This window comes from Pedobacter sp. N23S346 (assembly GCF_048515415.1).
In the GTDB taxonomy this organism is placed as follows: Bacteria; Bacteroidota; Bacteroidia; order Sphingobacteriales; family Sphingobacteriaceae; genus Pedobacter.
Window position 1 is genome coordinate 1 of record NZ_JBLYEE010000002.1, and the last position, 17667, is coordinate 17667.

Below are 17667 nucleotides of genomic sequence, written 5' to 3' on the forward strand. Positions count from 1 at the left end.
CCTATAAATTAAACTTATGCTGGTTGGTGGGACACCAGACCAGTAGTTTAGGCTAATAATTTGCCCACTGATCCAGAAGATTTCCGCAGAAGCGAAAAGTAAAATCTGCGGTAATCATTTTGATCTGTGGGATAAAGCCTTGTACGACGATCGCTTAAATATTTACAATAGTAAGTATACCAACATCGCTTGAGCTAAACTATACCTAGATGTTCTGATTTTTTCCATCTATCTAGTTGGTTCTCAACCAACATAAAACACATGCCTATAAATTAAACTTATGCTGGTTGGTGGGACACCAGACCAGTAGTTTAGGCTAATAATTTGCCCACTGATCCAGAAGATTTCCGCAGAAGCGAAAAGTAAAATCTGCGGTAATCATTTTGATCTGCGGGATAACCTCTTATAATGCGATCGCTTAAATATTCACAATAGTAAGTATTACTAACATCGCCCAAGCTACGATATACCTCGCTGTTCTGACTTTTTCCATCTATCAGTTGGTTCTCAACCAACATAAAACACATGCCTATAAATTAAATTTATGCTGGTAAGTGGGACACCAGACCACTAAGGTTAGGCTAATAATTTGCCCGCTGATTCAGGAGATTTCCGCAGAAACGAAAAGTAAAATCTGCGGTGATCATTTTGATCTGCGGGATAACCTCTTATAATGCGATCGCTTGAAGATTCACAATAGTAAGTATTACCAACATCACATGAGCTACAATATACCTTGCTGTTCTTACTTTTTCCATCTATCTAGTTTGTTCTTAACCAACATAAAACACATGCCAATAAATTAAACTTCTGCTGGTTGGTGGAACACCAGACCAGTAGGTTAATGTTATTAATTTAAGGAATTTTTAAATTTCTTAATCTCAAATCAAAGTGTTGAATTTTGATTCAATATGTGCCTTTGCTTTCTTCTGGAATTCATCAGGCGTTTCGCCGGTTTGTTTTTTAAAGAAACGGCTGAAGTAAGGCCGGTCAGAAAAGCCCAAATCATAAGCAATTTCTTTAATTGTTACTTCACTATGGATCATCCTTCTTTTCGCTTCCAGAATAATCCGGTCGTGAATAATTTGTGTGCCGGTTTTATCCAGCTTTTCCTTTAAAATCTGATTCAGGCGTTTAGAAGTGATGCCCAATTTTCCTGCATAAAAATCAATATTGGTAACGGTTAAGAAATTACTTTCCAAAAGCATCAAAAACTCATAAACCCGTTTCTGGTGAACATCATGGCTGGTAAATTCATGTTCCTTCACACTAATTAGCTTTAACAGAAACACTTTCAATAAGGCTTTAAGCATGATAAAATGATTGCCCTCCCGGTGATATTCATCTTCCATGATCTGATAGATGGCACCGAGTTCTTTTGATGAAGCCTCATCCAGCCTTAGGCAAGAAAATTCTCCCTGCACATTAAAAATTCTAAACAGATCGAGTAGAAAGTCTTTATCCTCTTCTTCCAGCATTGACCTTTTAAAAGAGATCAGTTCCCCATTTTTTCCTGCCTTATTTAATTGATGTACGCGGTAAGGTGGAATCAGGTAAATCCAATCGCCTTTGATGTTAAAAGTTGGGTCGGAAAGGTTATGTAATGGATCTTCGTTTTTTAACCAAACCACTTCAAAGAAATCTTTTCTGCCGGGATCATTCAGGTAACTAGGCGGACAATTGTGAAGATTTCGGATGTAAAGAAGTGATTGTTCGAGATAGGTTGGCTTAGCTGCAGTCATGTGATACAAAGATAGCAGACTGGATTTTAATGCTTAGGATAATCATCACATTTTGGTGGACTATTCGGAAGTGAGCTGATTTTAATGTCAGAAGTATGACTTTATCGAGACGCTTTTAGCTGATTGTCCCATATTATGTGCCGATTGTATAACCGCTTAGCCATAACGCCCGGCTACCTTTGATGCATTCGAATACGACGATATGGAAATGCAAGAAGCAATAGAAGAATCATTAGATAATCAACAATTGGTTTGGGGTTTACAATTGAATTTGGAACTGGTTTTAAACGAGAATTTAAAGCTGGCTAAAAAAATGGATATGGAAAACCTGATTCCATTTATCAATTACATTCAGCAATCTAAGCGCATTTTTATGATTTCTGCAGGAAGATCTGGTTTTGCCATGCGTTCTGCAGCGATGCGATTGATGCATTTAGGCTTGCAGGTATATGTAGTAGGCGATACCACCACGCCCGCCATCGGCAAAGATGATTTGTTAATTGCAGCTTCCGGATCAGGTACCACCAGCGGCATTGTAAGGGCTGCAGAAAAGGCAGGGGCAGTAGGGGCAAAGTTGGTGGCTTTAACAGCAGATCCAAATTCGGCACTGGCAAAACTTGCCGATCATGTGGTTTACATCCCGGCAGCAGGAAAAGAAGAACACGGGAGTGGAAAATCAGAACAATATGCAGGGAGTTTATTTGAGCAGTTTTTATTGCTTTTGATGGATGCTGTTTTTCAATCGCTCTGGAAACTGGATGGCACACCTGCGGATGAGCTATATAAAAGGCACGCAAACCTGGAATAATAACATTTAAATATTAATTATAAATAAATAAAATCATGGCAAAATTACAAGTAGCAATAGATTTATTAACAACAGAAGAAGCATTGGCATTAGCGGCAAAAGTGGCTCCTTATGTAGATATCATTGAATTAGGAACACCTTTAATCAAAAATGTAGGTTCATCAGTAATCACTGCGATGAAAAATGCTCACCCTGATAAATTGGTTTTTGCAGATCTTAAAACTGCAGATGCTGGTGAATTAGAAGCAGATATCGCTTTTAAAGCAGGTGCAGATTTAGTAACCGTAATGGGTGCTGCAGGAAATGCTACCATTATTGGTGCAGTTAAAGCAGCAAAAGCGCATGGAAAGGGTGTGGTAGTAGATACTATTGGTTATCCTGATCGTGTTAAAAGAGCACAGGAAGTAACTGAACTGGGTGTTAAATTCGTAGAATTACACGCAGGTTTAGATGAGCAATGGACTGATGGATATTCTATCCAGGTGTTAATTGACGAAGCAGCAAGAGTTGGTGTACCAGTATCTATTGCTGGCGGTGTAAATATTAATAACGTTGCTGCTGTAGTAAAATCAGGAGTAGAAGTAGTGGTAGCTGGTGCAGCTATTTATGGTGCGGAAGATCCTGCGGCAGCAGCAAAAGCATTACGCGAAGCAATGGAAGCTGCGGTTTAAAAACTCAGCTTTCTATAAATAAAGGGGTGTTTCATTGAGGTGATTCTATCGGTTGGTGTCTCACCAGCTGAAAAGTAATCATTAGATGAAACACCCTTCTTTTTATTGATTCTATCGGTTATTGTCTCACCAACCGAAAATACATGGTTACAAATCTGTCAGTATTAAGTGATTAACGTCTTAAAATCAAAGCTGGTTGGTTAGATATTAAATTAATCAGTAAGGTTAAGGGACACTCTATATTTATTTAGAAGTGTATTAAACAGTTAAGCAACTGCCGGCCTGCCCAGTTTTTTCAGCATGCGATAATGTGAAACGAGTGCGGCAGAAAAAGTAATATTCTCATGATAAGGGATTCCAAATTCCAAAGCAGTTTGCTTCACAATCACAGCGATTCGGCCATAATGAACATGGCAGATTTTTGGAAACAGATGATGTTCAATCTGTCGGTTTAAACCGCCTAGAAAAAAAGCAGCCATCGGACTTTGCGTAGCGAAATTTGCGGTAGTCCGCATTTGATGTTCTGCCCAGGCCTCTTCCATATTTCCACTTTCATCCGGACTTGGAAAAGTTGTTCCTTCCACTACATGTGCTAACTGAAAAACCAATCCCATGGTGATGCCTTGTGCCAGATGCAATAATACAAAACCGATTAATACCTGCCACCAATGTACATTCATCACAATCATTGGCAAGGCGATAAACAAGCCGTAGTATAGAAATTTATAGAAAAACAGGTTGAAATATTCAATTTTAGGATGAATGTTTTCTCTTGAGCCAATGTTCTGCTGAAAGAATTTTTTAAAATCTTTTCGTAATACCCAGGATAGCGAGGCTAACCCATATAATGGAAATGCATACCAATGCTGAAAACGCTGATGCGGTTCTAACTTATCTTCAGGGCAAATGCGGATTAAACCAGGCGCAATTTCAATATCTTCATCATGCCCGGGAATGTTGGTGTAGGTATGGTGCACAATATTATGGGTAATGTTCCAAACATACGGACTAGCCCCAACAAGGTGGAACAACATGCTTAATGCTTTATTGGTTTGTTTATTAGCAGAGAATGATCCGTGGATGGCATCATGGCAAATATTGAAACCAATAAATGCACAGACTACACCAAGCATCAATGTGAGCAAGGTAAGTGTGATTCCATTAAAATCGGATAGGATAATGGTGAGGTAAGTGGCTGCAAATAAGCTGAGAAATATAAACGTTTTAAGCCACATGAGGCCGTTTGCATTAATACTTAAATCTCGGGAAACAAAATCGGCATTAACTCGCTGCCTTAATTCTGCATAAAAATGGACACCTTTCGGCGCCGGGAACTTCGTTTTAACTTTCATATCTCTTTCTCTATCCACCCTATGTACAGGGGCGATACTCCGAGTTCATCAAGCTATGTAGCTGCCAATAAGTTGGCCTTTAAAGATATGAACGTATTATGATATGTTTTGGTTTGTATTAAAATTTTAAATCTTCATTTACCGAGATATATAAAATGAGAAAGCCCCATATTTCTATGAGGCTGAATTATTTTTGCTTTAAAGACATCCATCATTTAAAGCATAAACCAAACAAACTAAATAATAGACAAATCTAAAGTTGAATTGTTTTAATGTTTTTGAAAAAAATGATAATCTTTTAAAAGATTTAGTTAGCGGGTAAATCCATCCAGCAAATCCATCGTTTTTACCGCTTCTTCGCCACTACAAGGGTTTTCGCCTTCATTTAAAAAATAGGCCACTACTTTTTCTATCATGGGTTGTTCTACATGGGTGAGGGGAAGAAAGTCTAATCTTTCTTCGGTTCCATTTACCAGTACTTTTATTTGATGGCCAAACATGGGGAAACTAATTTTCCCTTTACTGCCGTAGATTTCGCAACTATCAGATAGATCTGCTTCGGCTACGCTAAAGCACCAGGTACCATTAAATACCACGCCGTTTTTAAATAATAGGTGTCCGGTAACCAAATCATCCACCTGGTCTTGCCCGGTTTGGTTTACGGCAATGCCATCAAATCTTTCTATTTCACCAAAATAATAAAGCATTAAATCCAGTTGGTGAGGGGCTAAATCATGAAAAAGTCCGCCACCTGCAATTTCCGGGTTAACTCTCCAGTTTTCTTCAGCATTGGCAATAAGATCACTTTTTTGAGGCTGCAACATCTTTAGCTCCACAAAGCGGACTTCGCCAATTACTTGTTCTTGGAGTAATGTTTTAATCTTTAAAAAAAGAGGTTGTTCCCTTCTGTAGTGCGCTACCGAAAGTTTAACTCCGTATTGCTGCGAGGCGGCCACCATTCTTTTAGCGGCTTCGCTATTTAAAGCCATTGGTTTTTCTACATAAACCGGTTTCCCGGCAGCCAATGCTTTAATCGTATATTCTTCATGCTGTAGGGGTGGGGTGGCAATATAAATAGCATTCACTTCCGGATCATTAATTAACTGATCTGCATCGCTGTACCATTTTGGAACCTGATGCCGTTTGGCATAATCTTCAGCCTTTGCTGCATTTCTCCGCATTACCGCGACTAGCGAAGAGTTAGGCGCCTTATTAAAAGCAGGTCCGCTTTTTACCTCTGTTACATCGCCACAGCCAATTATTCCCCATTTAATTTCACTCATAAATGCTTATTTTTATTTCTTTGGTAAGTTAATCATAGTCACCAAAGATAGAAAGTCAGAATCTTAATTTTTGTTTGGAGAAGATCAGCAAGAGTTTGAATTTTTTCAATTTAAAGTGTTTCTGAAAGCTCCTGGAGATAAATTGGTTTTCTTTTTGAATAGCGTACTGAAAGATTGCGCATGTTCGAAGCCCAGTGCGTAGGCAATTTCATTGATGGATAACGTAGTGGTAGATAGTTTTTCTTTCGCCTTGCCAATTAATTTCTCGTGGATGTGTTGTTGCGTATTCTGGCCGGTATGAACCCGCAATAAATCGCTGAGGTAGTTGGGCGATAAATTCAGTTTGTTGGCGATATAATTTACGGTAAGTAAACCAAACTGTGCGGTATAATCTTCATTAAAATAATCATCAATTACCTGTTCAAATTTTATCAGTAACTGGTGATTATTGTTTTTCCTGGTGATGAATTGTCGCTCGTAGAAACGGTTGGAATAATTAAGGAGTAATTCAATTTGAGATAATATGATTTCCTGCGTATGCCGGTCGATATGCAGGCATTCTTTGCCTATTTTTTTTAGGATGGTAATCAAATCATCTTCTTCCTCTGCTGAAAGGTGCAGGGCTTCGTGCACGGCATAAGAAAAGAATCCGTAGCTATTGATCGAACTGGCCAGGGCATGTTTCAATAAAAAATCGGGATGAAAAATAAGTAAATAACCGGCGCCGCAATCCATGTTTTGCAGATCCAGAGATTGTATCTGATTTGGTGCGGTAAAACTGAGCACACCCTTGTCATAATCATAGTGTTGTTGCCCATATTTAACCTTTCCGGTGGCTTCTCGTTTTAAGGCAACACAATAAAAGCGACTAACGAAGCCCTTCCATACCTCATCTTCAATAAATGTGCTTTCAGCAAGATTAATTACACTAACCAATGGGTGGAGTGGCTCGGGAAGTGATAATAAACGATGGAATGTTGAAATAGAAGTAATGGCGTTCATGATGATACTAAATGTAAAGATAAAAAGAATGTAAAATGGCACGACTGCAATGAAATAGAGTAGCCGTGCCAGTGTGTTAATCAATCAGCCCCATGCTAAATTCGTCGTAGGCATTGCCTGTGTCGGTACCCAGCGGGATGATGCTTTCCAGTTTTTGTAAATCAGTTTCACTAAGCTGAATAAATGAAGCGGCGATATTCTGCTCCAGATATTGTCTACGTTTTGTGCCTGGGATTGGGATAATGCCTTTGTTGATGATCCATGCCAAACCCAACTGCGTTGAGGTGATGTTTTTTTCTGCAGCCATGGCTTCTATAGCTTCTACCAGTTCTATGTTTTTATGAAAGTATGCTTCCTGAAAACGGGGAATTGACCTTCTGAAATCATCCTGCGGCAAATCATCAATGCCGCGGATTTGTCCGGAGAGGAAGCCTCTTCCAAGTGGCGAATAAGCCACGAAACCAATTTCCATTTCATTTAATGTTTGCAGAATACCTCTTTCTTCTACCGTGCGTTCAAATAGCGAATATTCACTTTGCACAGCGGTAACCGGGTGAATGACATGGGCTCTCTTAATGGTTTCTGAAGAAACTTCTGATAAACCAATGTAACCAATTTTACCTTCTTTAACCAGATCACTCATCGCTTCTACGGTTTCTTCAATAGGTGTGTCTTTATCCAGGCGATGCAGGTAATATAAGTCGATATAATCGGTTTTAAGATTTTTCAGCGATCGTTCTACTGCCTTTTTTACATATTCTTTCTTACCATTTATTTTCCAGGTTACTTCGTTTTGATCATCTATTTCCCAACCGAACTTGGTGGCAATAATGTAATCATTTCTATGGTTTTCGATGGCTTTGGCTACCAATTGCTCATTCTTAAGCGGACCATACAAATCTGCTGTATCTAAAAAGTTTCCACCCAATTCGAGAGACCGGTGAATGGTTGCTATGGCCTCTTTTTCATCTGCTTTGCCATACATATCCATATCTCCAAAGCCTGTCATGCCCATACAGCCCAATCCCATTGCCGGAACGACTAAACCTTGATTTCCTAATTTTATCTTCTTGATTTCCATGATAATTATTTTATGATCCAAAGGTGTGGAAGATTTGAAACGCAATTGTATGCAAAGCCCTGAAACTTGTTTGCAAATCAATGGAATAATCAGAATGAGGAGTTTTTCGATGAATGTTTATGATTGGAGAGAAATTATTTAAGTCTTTAGGGCGCATAATAAATGGCCATTTCGATTCCGAATTCATCCGTAATGGGCTTTTCAGGGAAGGTATGGCGAATTCCAGCTTTACTATTATCCTGAATTTTAACCTGCATGATGGATAAACATAGGGAATCAAGAATATCGTCCGCTGCTACCTGAGCCCTTTTAAATTTCTGGAAGGCCACGCGGTAAAGCTGTTCTGTTTCAGGATGGTGTTTTTGTAAGATCTGTAGCCGTTCCTGAATTCCTTCATTCGTTTTTTTATTGGTTAGTAAAGGCTTCCCGGCATTTAAGAATTGAAAGGCAATTTCAGGATGAGATTCTTTGAACTTCAATTTTGCCTGATCATTTCTAATCAGCAAGTGATCCAGCTCTTTGATCTTTGGCATAATGAACCAGGTTTGCTTGGTAAGTCCTTTACCTAAAATGCGTCGGTTCATCTCATTTGCCTCCTGGTAGGTTTCAGCAGCAAATGCTTCACGGCATGGTACCGGAAAGAGACTTGATTTTCTTCCTTTTGGTAAGGTAGCTCTGGCTTCCTGCTCGCAGGTTCGCTGAGGGATTTTTGCACTTGGTAAACCGATGGGCATATCAATTAGAAAATCACAATCACTCCCGAAATGATCCCATACTTCTGCGATCGTTTGAAAGATCTCAATTGTTCCATCTTCATGGCATGCAGCAATCCACCCATACTTACACCCATCTATGCCTACAGCCTTATTGCTCATTTTTAAATTTTACTTCTTTTCTTTATTATACAAAGTAGTGCATTAATTGTTGGGAGTGGTTTTCAGTTTTCAATGCTCAATTTTCAGTGATCAGTTATCAATTTGCATTTCGCTACTTACAATTGGCAGTAAGCCAAAACAAGATGGCGGTAGCTTACTTCAACTTGGCGGTTGAGTAAAATAGTTTGGCGGTAGCTTGGTGCAATATGGCGGTATCACTCAATATTAAATAGCGTTTTATACTAAAATTTTCCGCTGTTTCTAGATATGCAAATGCTATATATCTATCACAGTACCAACTGTCTGCTTGATAAATAACTTTATCGCACCGCACGGTAGGCCACTTAAACTTAGTAAGGCGAATCAACTTGCGAAGTCTCAAAGGGTAGGAGCGCGGAAGGACTTCGACAGTTTTACCAGTAAAAATTTCCGAGAGACTGACGAAGTTTCTCCAACACGCAGGCCAGCTAAACTTCGTAAGGCGAATCAACTTGCGAAATCTCAAAGGGTAGGAGCGCGGAAGGACTTCGACAGTTTTACCAGTAAAAATTTCCGATAGACTGACGAAGTTTCTCCAACACGCAGGCCACCTAAACTTCGTAAGTCGAATCAACTTGCGAAGTCTCAAAGGGTAGGAGCACGGAAGGACTTCGACAGTTTTACCAGTAAAAATTTCCGAGAGACTGACGAAGTTTCTCCAACACGCAGGCCTCCAAAACTTCGTAAGTCGAATCAACTTGCGAAGTCTCAAAGGGCAGGAGCGCAGAAAGACTTCGACAGTTTTAATGGTAATTTAAAAATTTTATAACATGGAAAATTATTAAAATTGTTCTTCTCCAACTCATTATGATAAACGCCCAATGATGAAAACATTAATCCCACTCTTCAGCCTTGCTGTTTTGCGAGGAAGGAGCATAGCAATTATCCTTTTGATGTTATATACGGGTTGTAAATACAAGGAACCTCAGTTTACTGTAAGTGGAAACGCAATTTTAACAAAAGATCTAAAAGTGAACGTGGAGATTCTCAAACACGATAGTACATTGATAGCCACTACCTATTATAATGGTCAAAGCTATGAAATTGAGAATGACGGTACGCTTCGTTATGTAATTTATATATCCTATAAAGACAGCCTGTTTTATAAGTGTGAATTTGATAACCTGCATGGCGAAATGAAAGGTAAACCAATAAACGAAATAATAATAATCAAAAAGGATGGTTCCATATGGTCGTTATATAAACCCCTTGAAGAAAGTTCTGACATTGATTATAATGCTTTACAACCGTGGAGTATTTTTGTTGAAAAAATACAGCATAAAGATATTGAAAAAGAAAAATTTACAACTTTTTATAGATCCAAAATAACACAGTAATGAAGATTGTATATTTTATTCTTATTGGCATTATTGCAGGAATTGCTTTTGCAGTAATAGACACAATTGCAGGGAATGCGGAAATTTCTCCGATCAATCCTGGGGAGAGTGATTTACTAAAAAACCTAAGTGTGTTAAAAGTAGTTATCTATTCAACCATCGGTGGTATTATAGGAATTGCTTTTTATGCCGTCGTTAAATTAGCTTTCACAAAAGACAATAATTTAGTATTCCTACTGCCCATATTCTTACTGAAAGCTTTTAATTTGGGGCGGGTTGATGTGCCATTTATAATCAATTAATGCCCATCCGTCAGTGCCTTTCATCGGCATCTTCTTTGTTATTCCATTTATTAATAAAATTCCATCAGCTTTGATAGTAGAATAAATATCTTGTTGATAAGGCCTATTATAATGATTGCTTATCAAGGTTAGATGGTATGAATCGGAATCACATCAATTTATCAAATTGTATTGAAATCAATCAGATAGGGTTTTAATGAAATACCTTTAGTATTTCGGAAACCCTCGCCAACTACTAATTGGTAACGTTTATTAGTATCCATTTCAACTTCAAAAGTTAATGTTTTTCCATCTTCCGAAAATCCAAGCATGTTCTTAATAACTAATTGATTTTGTTTCCCTAAAGGGCCTAACTCAAAATTTCGGTGTTTTTTATCCATAGGTTCTGAGAAGTTTATGGTTATTCTTTTAACCGATCCACTTATTAACCTATCCTCACCGATTGGATTAATTGCCGTTACAGTTGGTCGACTATATTCATATTTTTTTTCCAATTCGATAACTGAGTTTTCGAAATAACCTGATTGCTCAGCAAAATTTATGACATCGACTTTATTATTATAATCAAGCTCGATCATTTCTTTTATAGAAAGGGCTTTGTTTGCAGATTTATTGTAATATGCTTCACTAATAGCATAACCTACATAGTATCCAAGATCTCTTTGTTTGAATTCGTTTTCTAAATTACTGTAAAGCCAAAAGCCATTAGATGCATTAAACATTGCAGAACAAAAAACCTCTACAATCCTTTTTTTATACTTTTTTCCATAATTCAGCGCTGGTGTAGTAGACGGTTTTCCGGTAGCCTTTTCAGCAATGAACTCAGCAACTCCTTCTAAAATGGATTGACCGAGAAGATTTGGCGAAACAGTTGTTTTCTGCTGAGTGTGAACATATTCATGTATGTTTGTAAACACTAATATATTAATTGGGTTTGTTTTAAGATAGCTTGCCAAACTTGGTAGCTTACTTTGGAATTCTTTTAATTCTGTATGATGGTTGGCCATGGCAATTTCACTTCCAATAAGGACCAAACTATCCATCGTGGTACCTCCGGATCTAAAGGCACCAACTGTAAAATATATCTTTGCTGGTTTTAAGGATGGATAAATCGCTTTTAACTTTCCAATATTTTTATTAATCTGTTTTGAATATTCTTTAGCCTTTAACATTGATTTACGTATAGAATTCCAGTACAGGGGATATGTATGAATCGCATCGATATATGATTTATTGGTATACGATCTGGCTGCTATCATCGCTTTAAGACCGGGAGTTCCTTTTGAAATAAAAAATCGATCGAGAAATTGATACTTTTCACTACTATCTTTTGTTGAAGTTATTTTGTCATAAGCAATCCAAAAATTATCAATATCTATAGTAACTATGTCGTTTATGTGGTTTTGTGCTTGTGAAGTATGCAGCATGAAAAAGCATATAAGTAAGAGGTATATTTTCATAATCTAAAGACAATATTAATTGGACTTCGTTGCGTTGGTGTAAAATAATCTTTTATAAATTAATAATGGGATATTCATTCCCTGAATCTTTCCATAGCTAATTTTAATTATTTCTGATCTAATAATTACAACATAAACCCCAATCTAAACGGAATGAGCCCGACACCATATCGAGCTCATTATTCCGGAAATTAATTGATAATTCGCTTAAAATTTTGATTCAGTCTATTATCATCTGCAATTGACCTGGCTCCAGATAATTTCCTCCCAGATAGGTGAACTACAATTGAATGCAGCCTAAATTACGGGCAGCCGTTGGTGCTTACATTAGCATAACTACCTGATCCTGTAACTGCAACGCCATCATTAGTGCAACCTGCCAGCACGCTGCAGTTTACCACGTTCTCCAGCCAAACGCCAATACCGGTACCATTTGTGATTCTGGCATTATCTAAACGACAATTGTTGGTTCCGGTAAGTACAAAATATCCCCGGCCACACTCCTCAGCAATTAGCATGCTGGTGGTAACATTACTACAATCGTTGGCTAATCTTAGTCCTGCATAGCCGCCTCCATTACTACAACGATAAGCATTAACTGTTCCAAGGGTTCCGTTTATGGTTTTGTTAAGTAAAACTCCGCATTCGCCCATGTTCCGGGCCACAATTCCATAGCCCTTAAAGCCATCTACACCGTAGGTTTCTAGTCCATGACTGCTGCCATTTTCGAACCTGCAGTCTTGGATGTGAATATTTTTAACCCAACGTCCGTCTTCATAAGGTCGGCTGGGATGGCTGTCAATTCTGATACCGATACCGCCCCCATAGATTCTAACATTTTCTATATAGATGTCGCTTGCACGGCTTGTTCTGATGCCCATTCCGGCAGTACTATTATCCAGTATCATATCATAAATCTTGATCCCGCCGCTACCATCTCTAAAAAAGCCATTACCGGTGTGGCCCTTTTTAAAGCTAACATTATGACAACGCAGGGTTAGCCCTGGCTGAAGATTGATTTGTTGTCCGAGCGTACCACCAATGAGTATGTGAACTTCGCGATTACCTGTGCCAATGACATTATTTAAGGCTGTTGCAAGACTGCTGGTGCTGCCCTGATCAACATTGTTTATCCGCCAAATGAAGTTACTTCCAGATGCCCTCACTTCGTTCGGGTAGGATTCTACTGTTGCTGCAGATTTAGTGGAATCCCTTGAGGAAGATAGATCAGTTTTATCTTTTGTTAAGCTGCTGTCCTGCAAATCCTTTGATTTACTGCAAGCTGCAAAAGAGACGATGGCCGCAAAGGCTGCCATTTTTAGGAGAGCACTCCTGAAGATGTGGTTTTGTTTCATAAAGATTATATATTGGTTATGCCTACTCTTAAGATTTTCGGCCTTCTCTGTTTTAGTGTTGGTAAAATATTGGTAATGGTATAAGATGGCTGCCTTTTTTTGGCCTTGTTTGCTACATTTCCCAGTGATTCCAGGGAGCTGGTTTAACCACAACGGCTAATGGTTTTTTAGTGAATTTCATGATTTTGAATTTAGGTAAATGTTGAATTAGCTTCATTTTCAGTAAAACCTCGTCACGCGAACACAGTGAAGCCATTACCCTGGCTTAGTAGTCAAAAATATTAGACAATTGTAAGCCCAACACATAATATTTAAATAAGGGAATTGGCGTGGATTTGACTCAATATATAATTCCTGTCTGTTTTTGAACAAAACGGATTAGCTGAATCTATACTAATTCACAATAGTAAAATTTATAATGCTTAAGGGTTGGCGTGTGGAGGAACACGTTGTGTGATGATAGTTGAAGAACTAACAGCACAGGTTTATAGAATGTTATGCCGTCGGTAGACTATAGCGGGTTAATATTTGGTTAATTAGAACTAACCCTCTTTTTGAATTTTATTTTTGAGGGCTAATTATTATACTAATATAGTAAAATAGCTTTTTAAAAGTTTAAAAAAATTAGTCAAACTGTTCATTTACAAAATTATAGATGAGTTAAGTAGCCAACAAGCTAGTAAAAGTATCAGTATGAATTTAACAATATAGGGTTGCTTGGACATATTTCTTGCTGACGAACAATATTACTAAAACATTATTATAATGTGTTGATAAAAGAAAAAATCAAGCTAAATGCATTTACAGGTTATGTTTAGCTATTACCCGATCAATATGGGAAACCGTAATGGCGGGCGATATATGTTCTGTAACTTGACAGACAACAAAGTTATCCAAAATAAAACCCGAGATGAAAACTCCTAAGAGCATTGCCCTAATCCTTGTCATTATATTATCGTTTATCTATGGCTGTAAAGAATCCCAGCCGAAGAATGAAAGCAGCCAGGAAATAGTGGAACATAGCACTGTAAAAACAGAACCAGCCCACTTTGAAATAATCAACGAAGTCAAATCAGAGACATCTGGCAAAGCGCAGCTGTTGGAGTATGCAGTGTACACGGATTCGGTATACACAGAAGAAGCACTGAAAAATACGGTAAAGGATATTTATAATAGCAACTGCAACAAAGATGTGTTTCTCAACCATGACCGTGCTACTGTAATCGGTGTATATCTTTTCACTTCGAAGGAGACATACCAAGATAAATCTAACTGGATAGCGATGCTTATGAAGGGGCCTGGGGACAGTGAACCTATTATTAGTTATAATAGCTATAAGGTTAGGGCACTTAGCGAACAGAACGATAAGGTTAAAAGCAAAGATGAAATTGAGCTAGAAAAGCTTAATCGTTATCTCAGCAAACGGGGACTTGAACTTTGCAGTTTTTCCGCGCAGCTTCTAAAGATGGAACAGGATCACATTGACCGCGCCGATGCAGCATATCCTGACTTTGGACCTGAGCACCTTGCTATGGTCGACCGATTGGATGAACAAGCTTATCGCGCACTTAAAAGAAAATACAAATTGAGTGATAACACGCTTACGGAGATTCACGTATTTGCTATGTCATATTGCAAGTAATTAGGTGCTTGTTGATTTTGGATCAGTGCGAATAACTAGCTCAAAAGCCTCTCGATAACGCTTTTTTGACATCTGCGTTTATCCTTTTTATCTGTGGTTAATTTTCCTTGCTCACCATTATCTCGAGTTATGAAGAAATCTTTTTAAGAAGATGCTACTCTTGCGTTTTACATCCTGGAGGGTATAAAACAAAGAAACCCCACATTGCTGTGAGGTTTTCTTGTGATCCCGCTGGGATTTACACCTAGTGTAAAAATCAACGTTTGCAATATCTTAGAGTGGTTTTGAAATTCGAACTCCCCGAATAACGCACCTTTTATTTAATTTTTTTAGCCGCAAATGCTATATGTAAATATAGTGTTTTTTATTAAAAATATTGGCGATTAAATTTTATGATTTGTCATTTTTCAATGTATAATCTCATGTTTCCTAAACCTCTTCCTTGGTTTAATATTTACTAATAATTTTGATAGCTCTCTCATCGCTTTGCTTAATTATCACTATTTACAGGAATAACATCCAATTTAACTTTTAATCCACCAATGAATGATTTAAGTGTTTTAGCGAGACCTTCAGCTAAAGGTGTCGGTACTCCATTTCCTATCATCTTAAATTTTTTTGAAAGCATTCCTTTAGTTGTGAGGATATATGAATCTTCAACCCCTTGTATTCTCAATGTTTCTCTAACAGATAGTCTCCGCGATTGATAAGGATGAAGATGAACTTCATTATTTCCATAGCAAGCAGTTGGGCTATATTTGAATCGATGCAGTCTTTTAAAAGAAGGTCGATTTGTTTCCCCCTCTTTAATCATGCTAAATTTTTCAACATCACCTTTGAGATTGAAATATTCGCTTGCGTTGGGGATACTGTGTTCTTCTTCAGGTTTTACTAGACAAGATTCCAAGCATAATTCATAGGGAATATCAACATCTTTTAAAACTAAACTACCATATTGGGCAGCTTGGGGCCATTTAAAATTGGTTTTTGGATTTACATGTGTTACATTTTCTTGAAATGGAAACCATTGACCTTTAATGTTTAGGCTGACCGATTCAACTTCATATTGTTTTTTACTAATTCCCACAACAAAAATTCGCTCTCGAGATTGTGGCACGCCAAATTCTATACTATTTAAAACACCCCAATCTATTAGATAATCGTCTTCCATTGCCTTTAGGAGTTCGAAGAAATGCTTTGCATTTTTTTTAACTTTAATGAGACCCGTCACATTTTCCATTACAAAAAAAGAAGGCTGAAGTTCTAGAATTTTATAAAGATATGCATCTGTTAGCGTTCCTTTCTCTCCTTGAAAGCCATTAAGATTGCCATTTATACTAAAATCTTGACAAGGTGGGCCGCCAATTATTCCAAATTTAACAGGCTTTTTTCCATCAAAAGCTTCTTTAATAATCTGGTTAGAGGTAATGTCTTTAATTGAATTTTGATTACTTATAATCTCTTTAGTTTCAATCTTTTCGGATGAGCGATTTTTTTTCCAAGAGGAAATACCTTGACCATATAATTCAGCGAAAGTATGGTCAAATTCATTTGTCCATACGATATCAAACCCAGCTTTAATAAATCCCATATCCATAAATCCCCCACCTGAGAAAAAGGATAACAGTGGAATTGTTTTCTCTTTAGATTTATTCATAAAATTTGGTAGTGCGAGTAACTGAATATACCATGTTAGCGGCTTCCTTTTTTAAGTTAAAAACACTGATTTTTTCATTTGTCATGTTTTCGAAATATTGATAATAATTAGTTGAAAACCCAGTAATGGTGATATATTGATCACTTAAGTCTTCTATAAAGATCGAAACATTACCATTTTGGAATTGCTTTACCTTTTTAATATTCCCAGAGATATCGTTGAAAGGATAGTTATGATTCAAATTATTGAGGTAAAATGAGCATGCTGGTCTGTACAGACAGAACTTACAATTCGCTTCATTGGGATTAGCCCTAAATATCCCTGTATCGACACTATTGTTAATTTCATCTAATATTTTTTTTGCTTGTTCAAATATTGTTTCACATTCTTCAAATGTAAACTCCAAACTGAACTTCTGCTTACGTAAGTCAACTATACTCAACAAATTTGGAAATTTCCCGGTGCGGTCATAATATAAGTAAGCATATAGTTTCAGTTGTTCACGGTATTCAACTTTTAACTCCTTAAATATTTCACCGGTATCATCTAAAATGTTTTCGGTTATTGCACCAGTTTTAAAGTCAATGATTTCGATAAACTGATCTGCTTCGATGATCAAATCAACACGACCACCAATTTTCTCATCTTTGGACTCAATCCATTTTTCAGGGGAATAATTTATTGATTTTGAATACTTATTTTCAGTTATTATCAAGTGTTTTTTTAACTGTATTTTTTTTAATCCAAAATCTGATATGTTCATTTGAAGTGGAACAAATTGTTGTAGTCCATCATTTATCAATTTATTCTCCAAATTGGCTATCTCTTTGTTAAAAACTTCATCCAATTGTAGCTCATCCTTTATAATACCACTCGAGATCAATTCCAATACTTTGTGGAGTACTGTTCCCAAATATGCATTAGGAGAAAGCGTTAATAGTGGTTTGTTATCAAATGCCTTTACAACGATACCCTTATAAGCGCAATTTTTTAGTGAGCTGAATTGACTCGGTGAAATCCTTTCAATTCGTTTATATTCTATTGGACTAATCTTATACATT

Annotated in this window: 15 protein-coding genes; 5 read left to right on the forward strand and 10 right to left on the reverse strand. The window is 37.4% G+C overall.

The features are described from left to right. Positions 1–881 precede the first annotated feature (881 nt). Positions 882–1742 (reverse strand): helix-turn-helix domain-containing protein, encoded by an 861-nt coding sequence (locus tag ACN1CD_RS03995; protein WP_419128966.1) that lies wholly within the window; start codon positions 1740–1742, stop codon positions 882–884. 202 nt (positions 1743–1944) lie between these two features. Between ACN1CD_RS03995 and hxlB the strand changes: the two genes are divergently transcribed. Further along, positions 1945–2550 (forward strand): 6-phospho-3-hexuloisomerase, encoded by a 606-nt coding sequence (gene hxlB, locus ACN1CD_RS04000; protein WP_419128967.1) that lies wholly within the window; start codon positions 1945–1947, stop codon positions 2548–2550. 35 nt (positions 2551–2585) lie between these two features. Next, complete coding sequence (hxlA, locus tag ACN1CD_RS04005) at positions 2586–3221, forward strand: 3-hexulose-6-phosphate synthase (RefSeq protein ID WP_132536272.1); 636 nt, start codon at positions 2586–2588, stop codon at positions 3219–3221. A 266-nt stretch (positions 3222–3487) separates the two neighbouring features. Here the strand turns inward: hxlA and ACN1CD_RS04010 are convergent, their stop codons facing one another. The 5 genes from ACN1CD_RS04010 to ACN1CD_RS04030 all read right to left on the reverse strand — a co-directional run bounded on the left by ACN1CD_RS04010 (position 3488) and on the right by ACN1CD_RS04030 (position 8814). Beyond that, positions 3488–4573 (reverse strand): fatty acid desaturase family protein, encoded by a 1086-nt coding sequence (locus tag ACN1CD_RS04010; RefSeq protein ID WP_419128968.1) that lies wholly within the window; start codon positions 4571–4573, stop codon positions 3488–3490. A 311-nt stretch (positions 4574–4884) separates the two neighbouring features. Next, entirely contained in the window at positions 4885–5856 is a 972-nt protein-coding gene (locus tag ACN1CD_RS04015) for a Gfo/Idh/MocA family protein (protein WP_419128970.1), read from the reverse strand. A gap of 105 nt (positions 5857–5961) precedes the next feature. Further along, on the reverse strand, positions 5962–6858 hold the full coding sequence (locus ACN1CD_RS04020; protein WP_419128971.1) for a helix-turn-helix domain-containing protein: 897 nt from the start codon (positions 6856–6858) through the stop codon (positions 5962–5964). 76 nt (positions 6859–6934) lie between these two features. Beyond that, positions 6935–7939: an aldo/keto reductase gene (locus ACN1CD_RS04025; protein WP_419128972.1), complete on the reverse strand. Its 1005-nt coding sequence runs from the start codon at positions 7937–7939 to the stop codon at positions 6935–6937. A 146-nt stretch (positions 7940–8085) separates the two neighbouring features. Beyond that, a complete protein-coding gene (locus ACN1CD_RS04030; protein ID WP_419128973.1) occupies positions 8086–8814 on the reverse strand; it encodes a DUF429 domain-containing protein in 729 nt (242 codons plus the stop codon). Between the two features lie 860 nt (positions 8815–9674). Here ACN1CD_RS04030 and ACN1CD_RS04035 point away from each other — a divergent pair. Then, complete coding sequence (locus tag ACN1CD_RS04035; RefSeq protein ID WP_419128974.1) at positions 9675–10190, forward strand: hypothetical protein; 516 nt, start codon at positions 9675–9677, stop codon at positions 10188–10190. Continuing rightward, positions 10190–10492 carry a hypothetical protein gene (locus ACN1CD_RS04040; protein ID WP_419128975.1) on the forward strand — a complete coding sequence of 101 codons (303 nt, stop codon included), beginning with the start codon at positions 10190–10192 and terminating at the stop codon, positions 10490–10492. The genes ACN1CD_RS04035 and ACN1CD_RS04040 overlap by 1 nt, the downstream gene beginning before the upstream one ends. A gap of 161 nt (positions 10493–10653) precedes the next feature. Here the strand turns inward: ACN1CD_RS04040 and ACN1CD_RS04045 are convergent, their stop codons facing one another. Together ACN1CD_RS04045 and ACN1CD_RS04050 are read right to left on the reverse strand one after the other, a co-directional pair. Next, the gene (locus tag ACN1CD_RS04045; RefSeq protein ID WP_419128976.1) at positions 10654–11919 is read right to left on the reverse strand and encodes a hypothetical protein; all 1266 of its coding nucleotides are present in this window, start codon (positions 11917–11919) and stop codon (positions 10654–10656) included. A 335-nt stretch (positions 11920–12254) separates the two neighbouring features. Beyond that, entirely contained in the window at positions 12255–13268 is a 1014-nt protein-coding gene (locus ACN1CD_RS04050; protein ID WP_419128978.1) for a hypothetical protein, read from the reverse strand. Positions 13269–14217: 949 nt separating this feature from the next. On the opposite strand from ACN1CD_RS04050, the gene ACN1CD_RS04055 reads away from it, so the two are divergent. Continuing rightward, the gene (locus ACN1CD_RS04055; RefSeq protein WP_419128979.1) at positions 14218–14949 is read left to right on the forward strand and encodes a hypothetical protein; all 732 of its coding nucleotides are present in this window, start codon (positions 14218–14220) and stop codon (positions 14947–14949) included. A 490-nt stretch (positions 14950–15439) separates the two neighbouring features. On the opposite strand, the gene ACN1CD_RS04060 is transcribed toward ACN1CD_RS04055, so the two are convergent. Together ACN1CD_RS04060 and ACN1CD_RS04065 are read right to left on the reverse strand one after the other, a co-directional pair. Then, positions 15440–16606 (reverse strand): DNA cytosine methyltransferase, encoded by a 1167-nt coding sequence (locus ACN1CD_RS04060; protein ID WP_419128980.1) that lies wholly within the window; start codon positions 16604–16606, stop codon positions 15440–15442. After that, positions 16599–17666 (reverse strand): PD-(D/E)XK nuclease family protein, encoded by a 1068-nt coding sequence (locus ACN1CD_RS04065; protein WP_419128981.1) that lies wholly within the window; start codon positions 17664–17666, stop codon positions 16599–16601. Before ACN1CD_RS04065 ends, ACN1CD_RS04060 begins: the two co-directional genes overlap by 8 nt. Position 17667 lies beyond the last annotated feature (1 nt).

What these genes read in the sequence shown, in the direction of transcription:
- ACN1CD_RS03995 (WP_419128966.1), bottom strand. Translation starts at nt 1,742, where the DNA reads ATGACTGCAGCTAAGCCAACCTATCTCGAACAATCACTTCTTTACATC.
- hxlB (WP_419128967.1), top strand. Translation starts at nt 1,945, where the DNA reads ATGGAAATGCAAGAAGCAATAGAAGAATCATTAGATAATCAACAATTG.
- hxlA (WP_132536272.1), top strand. Translation starts at nt 2,586, where the DNA reads ATGGCAAAATTACAAGTAGCAATAGATTTATTAACAACAGAAGAAGCA.
- ACN1CD_RS04010 (WP_419128968.1), bottom strand. Translation starts at nt 4,573, where the DNA reads ATGAAAGTTAAAACGAAGTTCCCGGCGCCGAAAGGTGTCCATTTTTAT.
- ACN1CD_RS04015 (WP_419128970.1), bottom strand. Translation starts at nt 5,856, where the DNA reads ATGAGTGAAATTAAATGGGGAATAATTGGCTGTGGCGATGTAACAGAG.
- ACN1CD_RS04020 (WP_419128971.1), bottom strand. Translation starts at nt 6,858, where the DNA reads ATGAACGCCATTACTTCTATTTCAACATTCCATCGTTTATTATCACTT.
- ACN1CD_RS04025 (WP_419128972.1), bottom strand. Translation starts at nt 7,939, where the DNA reads ATGGAAATCAAGAAGATAAAATTAGGAAATCAAGGTTTAGTCGTTCCG.
- ACN1CD_RS04030 (WP_419128973.1), bottom strand. Translation starts at nt 8,814, where the DNA reads ATGAGCAATAAGGCTGTAGGCATAGATGGGTGTAAGTATGGGTGGATT.
- ACN1CD_RS04035 (WP_419128974.1), top strand. Translation starts at nt 9,675, where the DNA reads ATGATGAAAACATTAATCCCACTCTTCAGCCTTGCTGTTTTGCGAGGA.
- ACN1CD_RS04040 (WP_419128975.1), top strand. Translation starts at nt 10,190, where the DNA reads ATGAAGATTGTATATTTTATTCTTATTGGCATTATTGCAGGAATTGCT.
- ACN1CD_RS04045 (WP_419128976.1), bottom strand. Translation starts at nt 11,919, where the DNA reads ATGCTGCATACTTCACAAGCACAAAACCACATAAACGACATAGTTACT.
- ACN1CD_RS04050 (WP_419128978.1), bottom strand. Translation starts at nt 13,268, where the DNA reads ATGGCAGCCTTTGCGGCCATCGTCTCTTTTGCAGCTTGCAGTAAATCA.
- ACN1CD_RS04055 (WP_419128979.1), top strand. Translation starts at nt 14,218, where the DNA reads ATGAAAACTCCTAAGAGCATTGCCCTAATCCTTGTCATTATATTATCG.
- ACN1CD_RS04060 (WP_419128980.1), bottom strand. Translation starts at nt 16,606, where the DNA reads ATGAATAAATCTAAAGAGAAAACAATTCCACTGTTATCCTTTTTCTCA.
- ACN1CD_RS04065 (WP_419128981.1), bottom strand. Translation starts at nt 17,666, where the DNA reads ATGTATAAGATTAGTCCAATAGAATATAAACGAATTGAAAGGATTTCA.